Source organism: Paraburkholderia nodosa (assembly GCF_001718195.1).
GTDB lineage: Bacteria > Pseudomonadota > Gammaproteobacteria > Burkholderiales > Burkholderiaceae > Paraburkholderia > Paraburkholderia nodosa_A.
Map to the genome: position 1 here is coordinate 21,966 of NZ_MCNV01000023.1, position 17,468 is coordinate 39,433.

Consider the following 17,468-nt stretch of genomic DNA (forward strand, 5'->3'; position numbering starts at 1 on the left):
GGATTTTTGCCTGATGCTGGAATTCTGTATGCCGCGGCTCGATGAGGGCTTTGCCCTATGACGTGCCCAGGCTGGGCGAATTGCCGCTCTTGAGGAAAGCGAGCGCCGCCTGGCGCGCACCGGCAATCGCAGCCGCCTCGCTTTCGAATACGGTTTCGTCGACCACCCATTGACGGGGCAATACAGCCGCCGCCGGTTCGTCGGCAGCGGGCTCGACCGCGTGGATCGCGGCGAACGCGGCCCAGCCCCCGTTGTGAATCATTTGTCGGGCCGAGAGTTCGACCTCAAAATGTCCGAGTCTTTCGGTATGCATCGAAGAGCTCCCGAGGTTTCAGGATTGCTGGGCCTGTGCTTCGAGTTCGGTGATGCGTTTCTTGAGCGCGCGCTCCTCCTGGAAGCGCGCCGTTTCGTCGCGGATCACGGCGACGATGCCGTCGAGTTCGCCCTGCGGCGAGTGCAGCAACGCCACGGTGAAGGCAATGGAAAGCGCCTTGCCCGCCTTGTCCACGGCCGGCACGCGCAGCACGTCGTTGCCATAGCGCGTCTGGCCGGTCGCCATCGTCTTGTGATAGCCCTCCCAGTGGCGGCCGCGCAGCCGCTCGGGAATGATCAGATTGAGCGTCTTGCCGAGCGCTTCTTCCTGCGTATAGCCGAACATACGCGTGGCCGCCGGATTCCAGAATGTGATGTCGCCGCCTGCGTCCGAGATGACGATGGCGTCCCCGATGGCGTTTGCGAGTTGCTCGAAATCGATGGCGGATTGCATGCGATGACTCTGTGGGGGGATGTCGTTTATCGTCGCCGCGCGGCACGCATTGCACATGCCGCGCGGCGTCCTGCCTGCCACTCTGGTATTGCGGTGCTGCGCGGGCGCAGCGTTGGCCGCGCCTGCTTCCTGCATTCAGCTTGCGGAACTCGACGCGGAGCTCAAACCGCGCGCACCTCGTGCAGCGCAGCGATCTGCTGCGCCGTGTAGCCGAGGTCGGCCAGCACCTGGTCGGTGTGCTCGCCGAGCAGCGGCGAACCCGTGATTTCCGGCTTCAGGTCCGAGAACTTGATCGGGCTGCCCACCGTGAGGTACGAGCCGCGCGCCTTGTGCGGCACTTCGACGATAGTACCGCTCGCGCGCAGCGACGGGTCATTAGCAATTTCCTTCATGCTGAGCACCGGCGCGCACGGAATGTCGAACTTGCGCAGGATGTCGACCGCTTCGAACTTGGTCTTGTCGGCGAGCCACGCTTCGATCGTCGCGAAGATGTCGAAGATATGCGGTTGGCGCGCCTGCGCCGTAGCGTAGTTCGGGTCGTCGATCCATTCGGGTTTGCCCAGAGCACGGCAGATCGGCTCCCACGCGTGGCCCTGCACCGTGAAGTAGATATACGCGTTCGGGTCCGTCTCCCAGCCCTTGCACTTCAGAACCCAGCCCGGTTGGCCGCCGCCGCCTGCGTTGCCACCGCGCGGCACGACGTCGCTGAAGGTGCCGTGCGGGTACTGCGGGTATTCCTCGAGGTAGCCCAGGCGGTCCAGGCGCTGCTGGTCGCGCAGCTTCACGCGGCACAGGTTGACCACGCTGTCCTGCATCGACACGGCCACCTTCTGGCCCTTACCCGTTTTGTCCCGGCCGATCAGCGCCGTGAGAATGCCGATGGCGAGGTGCATGCCCGTGTTGCTGTCGCCGAGCGCAGCGGCGCTCACCGTGGGCGGACCGTCCCAGAAGCCCGTGGTCGAGGCTGCGCCTCCCGCGCACTGCGCGACGTTCTCGTAGACCTTGAGGTCGTCGTAGTGGTGGCCTTCGCTGAAGCCCTTCACCGAAGCAACGATCATCTTCGGGTTGAGTTCCTTGATGCGCTCCCACGTGAAGCCCATGCGGTCCAGTGCGCCGGGGCCGAAGTTTTCGACCATCACGTCCGATTCGCGAATCAGCTTTTCCAGCACTTCCTTGCCTTCGGGCTTCTTCGTGTCGAGCGTGAGCGAGCGCTTGTTGCTGTTGAGCATGGTGAAGTACAGGGCATCGACTTCGGGAATGTCGCGCAGTTGCGAGCGCGTCACGTCGCCGGCGCCGGGGCGCTCCACCTTGATCACGTCCGCACCGAACCACGCGAGCATCTGCGTGCAGGCGGGACCGGCCTGTACGTGCGTGAAGTCGATGATCTTGATACCGTCGAGGGGTTTGCTCATTTCTCGTATCTCCTGGTCTACCTGATCGATCTGATCTAGCTGATTTATGGGGGCTTATTTCTTCATGGCCGCGCTTTGCGGATTCAGATTCGTGAGACGACCGCTTTCGGTCCCGGCCGATTCGTCGATGACTGCGTTGATCAACGTGGGCTTGCCCGACGCGATCGCTTCGAGCAGCGCGCTCGTGAGTTCTTCGGGCGTCGTCGCCTGATGGCCGATGCCGCCGAAGGCCTCGATCATCTTGTCGTAGCGCGCGTTCTTCACGAACGCCGTCGGCGCGACGTCGCAGCCGCCGCTCGGGTTGACGTCCGTGCCGCGATACACACCGTTGTTGTTGAACACGATGGTGCAGACCGGCAGGTTGTAGCGGCAGATCGTTTCCAGCTCCATGCCCGAGAAGCCGAACGCGCTGTCGCCCTCGATCGCCACGACCTGCGTGCCGCTCGTCACCGCCGCGCCGATCGCGAAGCCCATGCCGATGCCCATGATCCCCCACGTGCCCGAGTCGAAGCGCTTGCGCGGCTGGTACATGTCGATGATGCTGCGCGCGTAGTCGAGCGTGTTCGCGCCTTCGTTGACCACGTTGATGTCGGGGCGCGTCTTGAGCACGTCGCGGATCGCGCGCAGCGCGCTGTGGAAGTTCATCGGCGACGGGTTCTTCGCGAGCGTCGCGGCCATCTTTTCGAGGTTCTTGTTCTTGCGTTCGGCCACGGCATCGAGCCACTCTGCCGGCGGCTTCGGGAAGTCAGTGCCGAGACCGGCCACGAGCGCTTCCACGCATGAACCGATGTCGCCGATCACCGGCGCTTCGATGGCGACGTTGCTGTCGATTTCCGTCGGGGCGATGTCGATCTGCACGAACTGCTTCGGTCCGGCGGCCGCGCCCCAGGTCTTGCCCTTGCCATGCGAGAGCAGCCAGTTCAGGCGAGCGCCGATCAGCACCACGGCGTCCGACTCGGCCAGCACGAACGAGCGCGCGGCCGACGCCGACTGCTCGTGCGTGTCGGGCAAGAGCCCCTTGGCCATCGACATCGGCAGATACGGAATACCGCTCTTCTCGACCAGTTCGCGGATTTTCGCGTCGGCCTGGGCGTAGGCGGCGCCCTTGCCGAGCAGGATCAGCGGACGCTTTGCATTCCTGAGCACTTCGATAGCGCGTTGCACCGCGTCCGGTGCGGGAATCTGGCGCGGCGCCGCGTCGACGACCTTGATGAGCGATTGCTGGCCCTTCACCGCGTCGATGGTCTGCGCAAGCAGCTTGGCCGGCAGGTCGAGATACACGCCGCCGGGGCGGCCCGAGACGGCCGCGCGAATCGCGCGCGCGACGCCGACGCCGATGTCCTCGGCGTGCAGTACGCGATATGCCGCCTTGGCATAAGGCTTCGCCGCGTTGAGCTGGTCCATCTCTTCGTAGTCGCCCTGCTGCAAGTCGACGATCTCGCGCTCGCTCGAACCGCTGATGAGAATCATCGGGAAGCAGTTCGTGGTCGCGTTGGCCAGTGCCGTGAGGCCGTTCAGGAAACCCGGCGCGGAGACGGTCAGGCAGATGCCCGGCTTCTTCGTCATGTAGCCCGCCACGGCCGCGGCGTTGCCGGCGTTCTGCTCATGCCGGAAGCCGATGAAGCGCATGCCCTCGGCCTGCGCGAGACGGGCGAGATCGGTAATCGGAATACCGACGAGACCGAAGATCGTGTCGATATCGTTGAGTTTCAGCGCGTCGATGACGAGATGAAAACCATCGGTCGTTTGCTGCGCTTCCGGCACCGGGTTCTGCTGTGCCTCGTTGATGCCTGCTTCTGCCATGACGTCTCCTCTTTGGCGGGGCGTTGTGCGATCCGTGATATACAATATTCCACACACAGTATTAGTCAAGACGTTTTTTTATCCATGCCGCGTTTGCTGCACTGCATCGCGCCGCGCTGCACCGTTGCGGTCTCGTTCGATCGCTCGCCAAGCGGCAAACGTTGATGCGGCACACCATGGGCAAGCACCTACAATCGGCCCAAACGTCCCAACGAACTTGTTACGGACTCCATACTTTTATTTCAGCATCGCGACGCTCATTCAGACGACCTGCGTATCGATGCCCCTGACTCATGCGCCGAGCCGATATGAATCGGCGGATCGACGCGGCGCCCCTACGTGTCAGTCCAGAAAATCGCAGTTGGCTTCCACGAACAGCGCGAGTTCGATCGAGTGCTGCCGCACGAGCTGCTCGACGCGCTCGGTGTCGCGCGCCTCGAGCGCTTCGATAATGCGCATGTGCTCCACGATCGAGCGCGACGCGCGATCGCTCTGCGCGATCGTCATGCGCCGGATCGCGCGCACATGCATGAAGATGTTCTTGATGGTGTCGACGATGATGGGCGACTTCGATAGCTCCACCAGTGACTGGTGAAACATGATGTTCGCTTCCGAGTACTCCTCTATGTGGTCCGATGGCGTCGAATCGCCGAAGGTCGCGAACATGCGCCGCAGACCCGCGATGTCGTCGTCCGAGGCGCGTTGCGTGGCGAGGCGCGCGGCGATGCTTTCGAGCGCGGCCCACATATAGATCATCTCCACGATCTCCTTGCGCGTCTTGCGCAGGATGTAAACACCGCGGCGCGGCACCGTGCGCAGAAAGCCCTCCTGTTCCAGCAGCGTCATCGCCTCGCGAACCGGCGTTCGGCTCACGCCGAGCTTCTCAGTCAATTCCTTCTCGTCTAGCCGGATCTCGTCTCGCGAGCGGTAGATGTCGGTTTCGGCAATGGCCTGCTTGAGCTTCGCGTAAGCCTGATCGCGCAGCGAAGCGGTTGCGTTGATCGGCTCCAGCGTCAAGGTGACCGGGGGCATCCCGGTGACGAATTCTCTTTCGGCGGACATCGGTCGTTTGTCTCCAACGTTCTGTTTAGCCGGCGCTGCTGGGTAATTTCATATTTCCAATACAATATATCAGTACAGCGCTCATGGCTAAGCGGGGTTTACGCGGACCGGATGCAGGTCTCGCTAGATTGGCCAGCCAATCCTCAATCCATACAGCCTTACTTATATTTTTCTAAAAAAACTTTAACTATCGGTTATTCATTGGCGCTTCTACTCTTGCTTCACGCCACTCGACATGAGGAGACAGCCATGAGCCACCTGGACACCCGCCAAGATCGTCAACTGGAAGCGCAGCTGTGCGCGTTCAATACGGCATTCGCCGAACTCGGCCTGCGTTTTCGCTGGGATGCACGTACGCTCTACTCGCTCGCATCGATCGCCGGCGAATATGCGCGCGTCGCCGCCTATATCGAGACGAATCACCCGCATCTGCTGAAGGCGTACAGCATGGAGTTCCTGTGCGAGGCGATCCTTGCTCGCAAGAACGCACAGGCGCCCGGTGAATGGCCGCTGGCCGCGCCCGCTCAACGCGGTTCACAGGAATGGGGAATGGCAGCCGCGATGGAGCAGGATTGGCGCGAAGGCGGATTGCCTGCACTTGCCGGCGCCTGATGCGCAAGGGCGAAGTGCGAGCCCGATAAAGACGAAACCCGGCTGGATTCGCGCGCGTTAGCGCGCTATCCAGGCGGGCTCGATATTGAAGGACAACGAAGGAGAACTGCGCGTTCAGGCGTTGCGGCGCACCTCGGCCTCTTGTTCCTGCAGCTTGCGCCACAGAATCTTGCCGCTGCCCGACTTCGGCAGGGCGTCCACGAACTGCACGATGCGCGGCGCTTTGTACGCGGCCATGTTGTCGTGCGCCCAGGCGATGATGTCGTCTTCGTTCACGCTGCCGGCCTGTTTCGGATCGAGCACAACCACGGCCTTCACGGTCTCGCCGCGGCGCGCGTCCTGGGTACCGATGATGCACACCTCGTTGATCGCCGGATGCCGGTACATCAGCGCCTCGACCTCGGCCGGCCAGACCTTGTACCCCGACGCGTTGATCATGCGCTTGAGGCGGTCGGTCATGAAGTAATAGCCTTCTTCGTCGCGCCGCACGAGGTCGCCCGTGCGCAGGAAGCGCTTGCCGTCGCGTTCGATGAACGCTTCGCTCGTCGCCTTGGGGTTGCGCCAGTAGCCCTGCATCACTTGCGGCGCATGCATGATCAGCTCGCCCGATTCGCCTGGCGGGACCTCCTCCAGCGTGATCGGATCGATCACGCGCGAGTCGACATCGAATACCGGAATGCCGAGACATTGCGGCTTGGGACGCTGCGGCGGATTGATATGGGTGCCTGCCATCGTTTCCGACATGCCGTAGCCCTCGACGAAGTCGAGCCCGGTGAGATCCTTGAGCTTCTTGACGACTGCGTCGGGCATCGTCGCGCCGCCGCCGCGCATCCAGGCGAGGCTCGACAGGTCGTACTCGTGAATGCGCGGGTTCGAGATGAAGTCCACCACCATCGTCGAGATCGCCTGCCAGCCGTTGATGCGGTAATGCTCGATCGCACGCGCTGCAGCGTCGCGATCCCAGCGCGGCAGCAACACCACCGTCGAGCCGTTGTAGATCGGACTGTTCATGCCGCCCTGCATACCGGTTACGTGAAAGAGCGGCAGCACCGAAAGCTGTACGGCATCCTGATTGCTTCCGAACCAGTTGCAACCGCCCACGGCCGTCGCCATCACGCTGCGATGCGTGTGCATGCAGCCTTTGGGCTTGCCCGTCGTGCCCGAGGTGTACGGCATCACGCAGAGGTCGTCGGGACCGGCGGTCAGCGCGCCGGGTACGCAGCGCGCCTCGAGCACGTCGACCCAGTGCGCAACGCCCGGACCGCTCACAGTGCGCGGTGCGCTCACGAACTCGGGCGGCGGCGAAAACGGCTCGCACTTCAGATAGTCGCTATACGTCGCAACGAGCAGATGCTGCAGGCCCTCACCTTCCTGCACGAGCGGCGCAATACGCGGGTAGAGGTCCTGCGCGACGAAAGCCGTGGTCGCGCCGCTGTCTTCCACGTAGTGCGCGAGTTCCTCGGTGAGGTTCATCGGGTTGACCGGCACGACCACGGCGTTGGCGCGCAGGATGCCGTAGTAAGCGATGACCCACTGTGGGCTGTTCTGCATGTAGAGCAGCACGCGGTCGCCGGCCTTCACGCCGCATTCCTGCTGCAGATAACCGGCTACGCGCTCGGCCTCGTCCTTGAACTGCGCGAATGTGACGGGGGTGTCGTAGAAGACGATGAACGGCTTGTCGGGATAGCGTGCCGCCGACACCTCTGCGTTATAGAAGAGGTTCGTTTGCGGAATGCTCAGATGCGGGGAAAGATGCGAGGGCCAATGCGGCGAGGCCGGCAGCGGCGATGACGGTGAATGTGCAGAAGGCGTCGGGGCGGACGTGGACATGGCGGGCTCCGTCGGGCAAGACTTGTGAAGAACGCGGCCGCCAACTGCTCGCTGAGCGCTGGCGCCGCGTACCGTGCGCAATCAGACGATGCTCGCGCCGCCATCCACGGCGAGATATTGACCCGTCATATGCCGAGACGCCCGGCTCGCGAGAAACACCACGGCGCCCTTGAGATCGTCGTCGTCGCCGAGACGGTGCAGCGGCGTATGGTCGATCACCACCTGTCCCAGCTTATCGAGCAGGCCCGCCGACATCTTCGAGGGAAAGAAGCCCGGGCAGATCGCGTTCACGTTGATGTTGTACTTGCCCCATTCGGCAGCCAGCGCACGCGTAAAGTTGATGGCCGCCGCCTTCGAGGTGTTGTACGCGATGGTCTGCATGGGTCCGAGCGCCCCCTTCAGGCCGGCAATCGAAGCCACGTTGATGATCTTGCCACGCTGGCGCGGGATCATGCTGCGCTTGCCCACTTCGCGCGCGAGGAAGAACGGCGCGTTCACGTTCAGGTTCATGACCTTGTGCCACGCCTCGTCGGGATAATCCTCCGCAGGGGCGCCCCACGTGGCGCCCGCATTGTTCACGAGAATGTCGATCTGCCCGCCGGCCGCCAGCGTCTCGTCCACGAGCGGCTTGGCGGCCTCGGCGCGCTGCAGGTCGCTCACGATCGTGGTCGCCTTGATGCCGAGCGCCTGCAGATGGGCCGCCGCCTCGGCCAGCTCGTCGGCCTTGCGCGCCGTGATCACCACGTGGCAGCCCATCTCGCCGAGCGCCTGCGCCATCTGTAGACCCAGCCCGCGCGAGCCGCCGGTAATGAGTGCGACCTGACCGCCCAGCTCGAACATTTCCCTGACCCGCATGCTTTCGTCTCCTTGATGTCTGTCGACCGGCCGACGTTCCGGATTGCGGAACGCGATGAGATGCCAAGGATTCTAGCGAGGCCCGCTAGTCAAGAAAATAGGGAAAAGCACGACCGTTCATTAAACGGCATTTGTGCCTTTGCCGCCGGCGATATGCGGGTTGGGTCGGCTGAAAAAGCAAACATGCGGCGAGTTAATTGCGCGCGCAACCGTTGCAATCGCGCGACAGCCAGCGTTTTCACCCCTTCACCAAGCGTCTATCATCGGCCCCCCCGGCCGGCATCCACTGGCCCGGCATACGAAAAATTCGGGCCCCGGCACCCCGGCGGCCCGACGCACTGACAACACGCAGCAGAAGAAAGGATTCCACCGTGAGACATACCCAGATCGCATCCGCCGTCGGCGGCCTCGCCCTCGCATTGGCTTGCCAGCACAGCTTCGCGCAAAGCTCGGTCACGCTGTACGGCATCGTCGACACCAGCATCCGCTACCTCACGAACGCCAACGCACACAACGACAACGAGCTGCAGATGACGCAAGGTCCGGTCACCGGCAGCCGCTGGGGCCTGAAGGGCTCCGAGGATCTGGGCGGCGGCCTCTCGGCCGTATTCCGCCTCGAGAACGGGTTCAATCTCTGGAACGGCCAACTGGCCAGCTCGAATACGCTGTTCAGCCGGATGGCGTACGTGGGGCTGTCGAGCAACAAGTACGGCACGGTCACGATGGGCCGTCAGAACACGCCCCTGTTCGATCAACTGGGTAACACCTTCGACCCGCTGACCGTAGGCAACTTCGACCAGGACGGCTGGCTGCCGGGCGCACTCGGCTACGGTCTGCGTGAGAACAACTCGGTCAAGTACGACGGCAAGTTCGGCGGCCTCGAAGTCGAAGGCATGTACAGCTTCGGCGGCGTGGCGGGCAGCGTCGGCGCGAGCAACATGTACGGCTTCACGGCCACCTACGCAGCCGGTCCGGTCTCGCTGCTCGCGGGCTACCAGCAGAATAGCGACGCACACAACAACAAGTACCGCGTGGCCAACCTCGGCGCGGTCTATGCGCTCGGTCCTGTGCACCTGTACGGCGGCTGGCTGTGGGGGCAGGACAATACGGGCGTGGTCGACCAGTACATGGCAGCCGCAAACTCGCCCTCGGCGATCAACTTCGTGACGCCCGTGACGAAAACCAACCGTATCGACAACGGTCTCTATGCGGGTGCCACGTGGCAGGTCAGCTCGCCGCTGTTGCTGACCGCAGCGTACTACTACGACCACGCAAAGAACGGCCTGAATGAAGACGGCGTGACGCTCAGCACCGGCGTGCGCTACTCGGCAGTCCTGCTGGCCGAGTACTCGCTGTCCAGGCGCACCGAAGTCTATGGCACGGTCGACTTCATGCGCGGCACCGGTTCGGCAACGGCCGACTTTCCGGGTCGCAACAACCAGACCGGCGTCGCCGTCGGCTTTCGCAACATCTTTTAATAGCGGATTGCCTCGCCGGGTCTGATGACCGGCACGGCGGCGGCGGGGCATCTGGATAGCGCACACGAGTGTCAATGCGCGCCTTCTCAACGCAAACGAGCGGACAAATGCACGCTCGTTTGCATTCATTCATGCGCATCGATTAACTCATTCGCACATTGAGTGACCTTCATTTAAATTACATTTAAATTACGAATAAAACAAAAAGCTTTCGCATTTAGCTGAATCCCCCAGGGATTACTACGGGTTCCAGTCAACATGCATGCAAATGTTTAATGCCGGGCGTACACTGCTGGCGCGTAGCCCATTGCGGGGGGGCCGCTCCAAGCCACACAATCAAGCCACACAAGGCAATGCCGACACATGCATGAGATCGCGCGAGGTGCGCAAGCGCCAATTGCGATCGACAGGAGACATGGCATTGCCCCCAGTATCACAGGAGAACAATCAACATGAGCTGGACGCGTGAACAGAAGAACGTCACGATCGCGGCGTACCTGGGATGGACGCTCGATGCATTCGATTTCTTTCTGATGGTTTTCGTTCTGAAAGACATCGCCACCGAATTCAACACCAAAATCCCCGCAGTGGCTTTTGCCATTACGCTGACACTGGCCATGCGTCCGCTGGGCGCGCTGATATTCGGCCGCCTCGCCGACAAATACGGCCGTCGTCCCACGCTGATGGTCAACATCGCGTGCTACTCGATACTCGAACTGCTCACGGGCTTCTCGCCCAACCTCGCGACCTTCATCGTCCTGCGTGCGCTCTTCGGCGTCGCGATGGGCGGCGAGTGGGGCGTGGGCTCGGCGCTCACCATGGAAACCATTCCGCCCAAGTCGCGCGGCATCATTTCCGGGCTGCTGCAGGCGGGCTATCCGAGCGGCTATCTGCTCGCCTCGATCGTGTTCGGTGTGCTGTACCAGTACATCGGCTGGCGTGGCATGTTCTTCGTCGGCGTGCTGCCCGCGCTGCTCGTGGTCTATGTGCGTATGCACGTGCCCGAGTCGCCGGCCTTCAAGGAGATGGAAAAGCGCCCGCGTCCGAGCCTGCTCACCACGCTCAAGCACAACTGGAAGCTCTCCCTGTACGCCATCGTGCTGATGACGGCGTTCAACTTCTTCTCGCACGGCACGCAGGATCTGTATCCGACCTTCCTGCGCGAACAGCATCACTTCGATCCTCACACGGTTTCAATCATCACCATCGTGCTCAATATCGGCGCGATCGTGGGTGGCCTCTTCTTCGGTCGGATTTCCGAAAGTATCGGCCGCCGCAAGGCAATCTTCATCGCCGCGCTGATCGCGCTGCCGGTGCTGCCGCTGTGGGCGTTCTCGCAAGGGCCGGTGCTGCTCGCGCTCGGCGCGTTCCTCATGCAGATTTCGGTGCAGGGCGCCTGGGGCGTGATCCCGGTTCACCTCAATGAAATTTCGCCTGACGAAGTGCGTGCGACCTTCCCCGGCCTCGTCTATCAGCTCGGTAACCTGTTCGCTTCGGTGAACGCCACGCTGCAGGCGTCGCTCGCCGAAACGCACAACCAGGACTACTCGATGGCCATGGCGATCGTCGCCGGCACGGTCGCCATCGTGATCGCTGTGCTGATCCCCTTCAGCCGCGAACGTCGAGGCATCGACATGACGCAGACCGCGAAAGAGGTGTCGGGCGTCTGACGTGCCCGCGGCCCCGTAACGCCGCACCGCAGCACCACCATGAAAGGCCGTGCCGGGTTCGCCCGCACGGCCTTTTTTGCTGGTTTTGACGATGGTCGAACACCCGCGTGCGCACACAGGGTAAGACCTCCTGGCCGCACGGCGCGCGGCGTTGCATGATGAAAGGCACTCGGTTGCGCTACCGTCCGGAGATCCACTATGAGCGACACGCCCCAGCCCGATCCGGCGAGCCCGGTGGCAGCTTGCGCACCTCAGGCGGCCCCACCTCAGGCGGCCCCTCCCAACACCGACGGCATCTGGTACGCCTCGTACCCTCCCGGCGTGCCGCGCGAAATCCCCGCAAGCCAGTACGCCTCGCTCACCCATTACTTCGACGACTGCACGGCGCGCTTCAGCGAGCGCGTCGCCTACGTGAGCGCCGGCTCGCCGATGACCTACGCCGCACTCGCCCGCAAGGCCACGGCGTTCGCATCCTGGCTGCAAGGCGCGGGCGTGCAGCCAGGCGAGCGAGTCGCGATCATGCTGCCCAACACCTTGCAATATCCGGTTGCCCTCTTCGGCGCGCTCAAGGCCGGCGCCGTGATCGTCAACGTCAACCCGCTCTACACCGTGCGCGAGCTCGAGCATCAGTTGCAGGACAGCGGCGCGCAGACCATCGTCGTGTTCGAGAACTTCGCCGCCACGCTCGAAGCGGCGCTGCCCGGCACACAGGTGCAACGCATCGTCGTGACGGCGCTCGGCGACTTGCTGGGCGAAGGGCTAAACCTCAAGGGCCGCTTCGTCAACGTCATGCTGCGCCACGTGAAGAAGATGGTGCCGCCCTACCACCTGCCGCGTGCCGTGCGCCTGCTCGACGCACTCGCGCAAGGCGCGCGCGCCCCGCACGCGCCGGTGGCGACCCACGCCGACGATCTCGCGTTCCTCCAGTACACGGGCGGCACCACGGGTGTCGCGAAGGGCGCGATGCTCACGCACGGCAACGTGCTCGCGAACGTGCAGCAGGCAAAGGCGTGGATTGGCAACCAGTTCGACGCCAACGCCGAGACGGTGCTTACGCCCTTGCCGCTCTATCACATCTATTCGCTCACCATCAATGCGCTGATCTTCCTCGCACTCGGCGGACGCAACATCCTGATCGCCAATCCGCGCGACATGAAGCGCGTGATGAAGGTACTGGAGCACGAGACGTTCAGTTGCATCAGCGCGGTCAACACGCTCTATAGCGCGCTGCTCGACAACGCGGCGTTCCGCCAGCGCGACTTCTCGGGCCTCAAACTCGCGATGGCGGGCGGCATGGCCATGCAGAAGGCCGTTGCCGACCGGTTCCGGGCCGTCACGGGCAAGCCCGTCGTGGAAGGCTACGGTCTCACCGAGTGCTCGCCGATCGTTTCGATGAATCCCGTCGATATCGCGCATGCAGAGGGAGACGAGGCGCATCCGGAAGGCTCGATCGGGCTGCCCGCGCCGTCCACGCAGGTGCGCTTTCGCAGGGACAACGGCACGTGGGCCGGCATCGGCGAAGCCGGCGAGCTCTGTGTCAAGGGTCCGCAAGTGATGAAGGGCTACTGGAATCGCCCGGACGAAACGGCAGAGGTGTTTGCCGACGGGTGGCTCACGACCGGCGACATCGGCATGATGGATGCGCGCGGTTATATCCGTCTCGTCGACCGCAAGAAGGACATGATTCTCGTGTCGGGATTCAATGTGTATCCGAACGAGATCGAGGACGTGGTCGCGATGCACCCCGGCGTGCGCGAGGTGGCGGCGATCGGCGTGCCCGATCCGGTGCAGGGCGAGCGCGTGAAGGTGTTCATCGTGAAGCGCGATCCCGCGCTCACGGAAGCCGCGCTGATCCAGTTCTGCCGCCAGCAGCTCACGGGCTACAAGGTGCCGCGCATCGTGGAGTTCCGTGAGTCGCTGCCGCAATCGACCATCGGCAAGATCCTGCGCCGCCAGCTGCGCGACGAAGAAATCGCAAAAGCGGCGAAGAAGTCGCAGACATGAGATGTCGATGCGCTATTGCTAAGGTTGCCTAAGCGAAGTCGCGCAGCGTCACCCCGCGCGCGCTGGCTAGCCGCGCGAGTACGAATCGGTCCGAGGGACGCAACGCGCCAGTCAAGGCCGCGCCAGGCTCGAGGCGCCGGGCGATCCGCGCGTGCCACAGTGTGCCGATGTCGCTATCGGCCGTATCGGCGCAGCCGTCGCCGATGGCCCACGCAACACATCCCGCGCGCGCCGCTGCGCGCGCGAGCACGCGGCCCTGCTCGAGTGCCGGGTCGAACACTGCGGCGCCTGGCGCATCCAACGCTGCACCCGCACGAGGCGCGCGTACGCCCAACGCAACGCTGAGCGCATGCGCCTGCCAAGCCGCGCCTAGCGCCACGGCCCCGGCATCGCAGAGAAAAGCCCGCCTGTCCATCGTGTCCTCCGTGCGCCTTGCAACGAATCCTTCCCGCCAATCGCTACGCAGTCTTGATTAAATCGATCACGTATAGCCGCGCTCCGCACGCCACGCCTCGGGCCAGATGCCCTGCTTGCCCGGCGAGAGGACGCCCTGCGGATCGAGTGCGTCTTTCACGGTTTGCGCGAGACGCAACAGCGCGCCGTCGTTGAAGGCGTACTGTGCCGCTGCGTAGTCCATGTAGAGCAGATGCGAGCGGTAGACGCCGTAGCCGGCCGCGCCCGCGTCGCTCATCAGCGCGCGCAGCAGGTCCCCCGCGCGGGCTGCATCGTCGCGGCGCTCGCGCGCGAAGATCGCCGCGAATACGTGATGCAGATAGCGCCCCGCCGCGGTGAAACCGCCGTAGTAATCGAAACCGTACTCGGCCGCGCGCGCCTTGACGAGCGCGTACTGGCGCAGCGCGTCGCGGCCATCGGCGGGACACAGCGGCGAGAAGTCCACGTGCGCGCCGTCGCCGCCGCGCCAGTCGAGCATGCGAAACGCGCTCATCGCGGGAATGCCGGCGAGATTGCGGTCAGCGCCGCCCCGCGGTTCGTCGCCTTCGGCATAGCGACGCGCCGAGAAACGCACACCCGGTACGCCGGCAAACGCACGCTCGACAATGCGCCGTTCCACGTCGATCACCTCGGGCTCGCCATAGAGCGCATAGTGCAGATTCCAGCGGCCCACGCCCAGATCGCGCTGCATCGCGGCGACGGCGGCCTCGGGCATCGCGCCCTCGCCTTCGTACCAGCGAGCGCGAGGCGCGAGGCTCGCGGCGCGGCGGATCGCGCCTTCGATCGCTGCGTGCTGACGTATCGTGCCGCCGAGCTGCAACGCGCGCAGCGTATCGACGAGCACGCCGAGATCGTCCTCACGCGCGAACTGGATCTCGCCGATCACGAAGGCCCGCGGGGCGGGCATGAGCCAGAGCCCCATCTTCGTGACGACACCGTAGTTCGACTGCGTAAAGAGCGCATCGAACGAAGGCCCGTAGCCCGGCCGGTAGAGTTGCCACGCCGTGCCGTTTTCGATCGCACCCATGCCGGTGCGCACTACATCACCGTTGGCGAGCACGACCTCCATGCCGCACTGCGAGGCGGCGTGGTCGCCATAGGCGGTCGTCCCGAAGCCGCGCTCGAGCGTGTTGCCGACCACGCTGCCCCAGCCCGCCGCGGGCGGATCGACCCACAGGCGCAGATGCTGTTCGCGCAGATGTGCGTGCAAATCGAAGTAGCTCACGCCCGGCTCGACGCGCGCCCATGCGAGGCGCTCGTCCACTTCGAGGATCCGGTTCAGGCGCTGCAGGTCGAGGACGACCGAACCCGCCAGACGCGGCGCGGCACCGCCATAGGCGAAGTTGCGCCCCGCGGAAACGGTCCACAGCGGCACGCGCGTGTCGTTCGCGACACGCAGGATCGCGCGGATCTCTTCGACACTTGCGGGGAGGATCGCAGCGGAAGGGGCGAACGCGTGCGCATCGGCGAGCGGTACGAACGGATCGAAATACGGATCGAGCGCTGCGCCGCCACGGCAGACGTTCGGCGCGCCCACGATGCCTTCGAACGCGGCGAGCGCACGCGCGAAACGGGCCTCGTCGATGCCAGGAGGCAAGGTGGGTGCGGCACGGCGCGCGGGGTCGCTCATGGGCCTGCTCCGCTGGCGTCGCGCATCACCACTGCCCGGGCTTGCCGCCCAGCGCGCCGCATACGTCCAGCGCGATCTCGCGCAGCTTCGGTTCTGTCTGCGGCCCCGAGAGCGCATAGCCCGTGCGTTCGGTGCTCCAGTAGAACGTCCGGCGGTTGCCGTCGCGCAAGAGGCGCACGGGATCCCGGTCCCTGGCCGAACTGGCCACGTAGAGCGTGAGGCGCTCGCCCGCATCGTTCTCGTACATGAATTGCGCGGCCGGCCCCGTGTTGCCGGGCAACAGACGCCCGCCCACCAGCGTATAGCCGTATTCGGCCAGCGACGGCACCGAGAGCGGCTTGCCTAGCCGCCTGGAGAGCCACGCGACGAGATGCGCCTCGTCGGCCGCGCCCACTTCCACGGGATGCCGCTGCTCCGGCGAATACACCGCGTACGCGATATCGGCGCGGCGCGCAAACGCTTCGGGCGTTTCGCTGCGCGCGGCCGCCGGCGCCGAAACGAACGCCAGTGGAGCCAGGCCTGGCGCGAGCCGCGGCACGAGCGCCGTGGCCGCCACCGCGAGCCCCGCGCCCACCGCCACCCACGACGCCGCGATGCCGGCGCGCCACCACCACGGCTCGCCCGCACGCAGGACGAACACGGCGGGCGCGCTGCCTGCCGGTTCGGCTGCGCCGGACGCCGCATCCTCGCCCGCGACGCGCGCGCCTTCACACAACGCCTGCAGCGCGGCCTTCTGCGCGCGATAGGCCGCGACGCGCGCCGCCGCACGCGGATCGTCGGCGAGGCGCGCCTGCAGCGCCTCGCACTCGCCCGCGGGCAGTTCGCCGTCGACGAAAGCGCCCAGCATCGTAAGGTCCTCTTCTGGCGAAGCAGGCGGCACGCCTTCGCCGTCGCGTTCGTGGCCGAGATCGTTGTCGTTCATCGTAGCGTCCCCACCACCCTGAGCGGCGCCGCGCGTTGCGCCGGATCGCGCCCCGGATCCTGCACCGGCCCCGTATCGAGCAACGCTCGCAGATGCTCGCGCGCTCGCGACAGGCGCGACATCACCGTGCCGGCCGGCACCCCGAGCACCGCCGACGCCTCGCTGTAGCTCAACTCCTCCACGCACACGAGCAGCAGCACCTCGCGCTGCGCCGCAGGCAACGCATAGAGCGCGCGCTGCAGATCGCGCAGCACGAGACCGTCGACCTCGCCATGCGGCGCCTCGAGCGTGCGCCACGGCGCAGCTTCGTCGTCGACGGCAATCTCACGCCGGCCGCGCAACTGATCGATGTACAGATGGCGCAGGATCGTGAGCAGCCACGCGCGCAGATTGCTCTGCGGGCGAAACGAAGTCCAGCGCGAAAGCGCACGCTCCGCGGCGTCCTGCACGAGGTCGTCAGCCCAGGCGGCGTCGCCCGTCAAGGCGCGCGCATAGCGGCGCATGGGTCCGAGCTGCGCCACGACCTGCGCTTCGAACTCCGGCGACGGATGACGCAACACGCCGCACGCCGCTCAGTAGCCGCCGCCCGACGAGCCGCCCGAACTGCTCGACGACGCCCCGCCTGAATTCATGTCGCTGCAAGCCGTGAGGCCGGCTCCCGCGACGCCTGCCAGCGCCACACAAACGAGACACGCGAGACCTTTGCGAAACCGCTCCATGATCACCTCCACTGAGTTCATCGCCGATATCGCGTTAAACGTTGCAGCGGGTGCGCTTATTCCGCGCAGGCGGCGATTTCGCTTTTCGTGTGCCGCCGCACGGAACGAAGCCCTCGGGCACCGCGAGAATCATCGCAAGCGGATCGAAAACCATCGTGTAATCGCGTATAAGCGTGTGATCCGCCTCGAATCGGTCGAGCATGGCTGGCCGTCTTGGACTACGCTGTGTGAGTGAGTGCATGCGCGTCGAAA

Annotated in this window: 17 protein-coding genes; 5 read left to right on the forward strand and 12 right to left on the reverse strand. The window is 64.6% G+C overall.

The annotated features are described in order from the left end of the window. Nucleotides 1–55 precede the first annotated feature (55 nt). From BFD71_RS29520 to BFD71_RS29540, 5 genes are all read right to left on the reverse strand, one after another. Complete coding sequence (locus BFD71_RS29520) at nt 56–313, reverse strand: hypothetical protein (RefSeq protein WP_069267849.1); 258 nt, start codon at nt 311–313, stop codon at nt 56–58. 18 nt (nt 314–331) lie between these two features. Then, on the reverse strand, nt 332–766 hold the full coding sequence (locus BFD71_RS29525) for a PAS domain-containing protein (protein WP_069267924.1): 435 nt from the start codon (nt 764–766) through the stop codon (nt 332–334). A 161-nt stretch (nt 767–927) separates the two neighbouring features. Beyond that, entirely contained in the window at nt 928–2,178 is a 1,251-nt protein-coding gene (gene frc, locus BFD71_RS29530; RefSeq protein WP_069267850.1) for a formyl-CoA transferase, read from the reverse strand. Nucleotides 2,179–2,232: 54 nt separating this feature from the next. Continuing rightward, on the reverse strand, nt 2,233–3,981 hold the full coding sequence (gene oxc / locus BFD71_RS29535) for an oxalyl-CoA decarboxylase (RefSeq protein WP_069267851.1): 1,749 nt from the start codon (nt 3,979–3,981) through the stop codon (nt 2,233–2,235). Nucleotides 3,982–4,323: 342 nt separating this feature from the next. Continuing rightward, a complete protein-coding gene (locus BFD71_RS29540) occupies nt 4,324–5,043 on the reverse strand; it encodes a GntR family transcriptional regulator (RefSeq protein WP_069267852.1) in 720 nt (239 codons plus the stop codon). 249 nt (nt 5,044–5,292) lie between these two features. On the opposite strand from BFD71_RS29540, the gene BFD71_RS29545 reads away from it, so the two are divergent. Continuing rightward, nucleotides 5,293–5,655 (forward strand): hypothetical protein, encoded by a 363-nt coding sequence (locus BFD71_RS29545; RefSeq protein WP_069267853.1) that lies wholly within the window; start codon nt 5,293–5,295, stop codon nt 5,653–5,655. A 114-nt stretch (nt 5,656–5,769) separates the two neighbouring features. Here the strand turns inward: BFD71_RS29545 and BFD71_RS29550 are convergent, their stop codons facing one another. Beyond that, nucleotides 5,770–7,485 (reverse strand): long-chain fatty acid--CoA ligase, encoded by a 1,716-nt coding sequence (locus BFD71_RS29550; RefSeq protein WP_069267854.1) that lies wholly within the window; start codon nt 7,483–7,485, stop codon nt 5,770–5,772. A gap of 81 nt (nt 7,486–7,566) precedes the next feature. Then, nucleotides 7,567–8,340, reverse strand: a complete 774-nt coding sequence (locus BFD71_RS29555) for an SDR family oxidoreductase (RefSeq protein ID WP_069267855.1) — start codon at nt 8,338–8,340, stop codon at nt 7,567–7,569. A gap of 371 nt (nt 8,341–8,711) precedes the next feature. Between BFD71_RS29555 and BFD71_RS29560 the strand changes: the two genes are divergently transcribed. From BFD71_RS29560 to BFD71_RS29570, 3 genes are all read left to right on the forward strand, one after another. Beyond that, nucleotides 8,712–9,818 carry a porin gene (locus tag BFD71_RS29560; protein WP_069267856.1) on the forward strand — a complete coding sequence of 369 codons (1,107 nt, stop codon included), beginning with the start codon at nt 8,712–8,714 and terminating at the stop codon, nt 9,816–9,818. 452 nt (nt 9,819–10,270) lie between these two features. Further along, the gene (locus BFD71_RS29565) at nt 10,271–11,488 is read left to right on the forward strand and encodes an MFS transporter (RefSeq protein WP_069267857.1); all 1,218 of its coding nucleotides are present in this window, start codon (nt 10,271–10,273) and stop codon (nt 11,486–11,488) included. Nucleotides 11,489–11,686: 198 nt separating this feature from the next. Continuing rightward, entirely contained in the window at nt 11,687–13,492 is a 1,806-nt protein-coding gene (locus tag BFD71_RS29570; RefSeq protein ID WP_083245539.1) for an AMP-binding protein, read from the forward strand. Nucleotides 13,493–13,520: 28 nt separating this feature from the next. On the opposite strand, the gene BFD71_RS29575 is transcribed toward BFD71_RS29570, so the two are convergent. The 5 genes from BFD71_RS29575 to BFD71_RS41625 all read right to left on the reverse strand — a co-directional run bounded on the left by BFD71_RS29575 (nt 13,521) and on the right by BFD71_RS41625 (nt 17,216). Continuing rightward, entirely contained in the window at nt 13,521–13,907 is a 387-nt protein-coding gene (locus BFD71_RS29575) for a hypothetical protein (RefSeq protein WP_069267858.1), read from the reverse strand. Nucleotides 13,908–13,973: 66 nt separating this feature from the next. After that, nucleotides 13,974–15,575: an FAD-binding oxidoreductase gene (locus tag BFD71_RS29580; protein ID WP_069267859.1), complete on the reverse strand. Its 1,602-nt coding sequence runs from the start codon at nt 15,573–15,575 to the stop codon at nt 13,974–13,976. A gap of 25 nt (nt 15,576–15,600) precedes the next feature. After that, complete coding sequence (locus tag BFD71_RS29585) at nt 15,601–16,497, reverse strand: anti-sigma factor family protein (RefSeq protein ID WP_069267860.1); 897 nt, start codon at nt 16,495–16,497, stop codon at nt 15,601–15,603. After that, the gene (locus BFD71_RS29590) at nt 16,494–17,057 is read right to left on the reverse strand and encodes a sigma-70 family RNA polymerase sigma factor (protein WP_406952646.1); all 564 of its coding nucleotides are present in this window, start codon (nt 17,055–17,057) and stop codon (nt 16,494–16,496) included. The genes BFD71_RS29585 and BFD71_RS29590 overlap by 4 nt, the downstream gene beginning before the upstream one ends. A gap of 12 nt (nt 17,058–17,069) precedes the next feature. After that, on the reverse strand, nt 17,070–17,216 hold the full coding sequence (locus tag BFD71_RS41625) for a hypothetical protein (RefSeq protein ID WP_176732975.1): 147 nt from the start codon (nt 17,214–17,216) through the stop codon (nt 17,070–17,072). Between BFD71_RS41625 and BFD71_RS40865 the strand changes: the two genes are divergently transcribed. Beyond that, nucleotides 17,215–17,451 (forward strand): hypothetical protein, encoded by a 237-nt coding sequence (locus BFD71_RS40865; protein ID WP_141710843.1) that lies wholly within the window; start codon nt 17,215–17,217, stop codon nt 17,449–17,451. The two genes, BFD71_RS41625 and BFD71_RS40865, sit on opposite strands and share 2 nt — an antisense overlap. Nucleotides 17,452–17,468 lie beyond the last annotated feature (17 nt).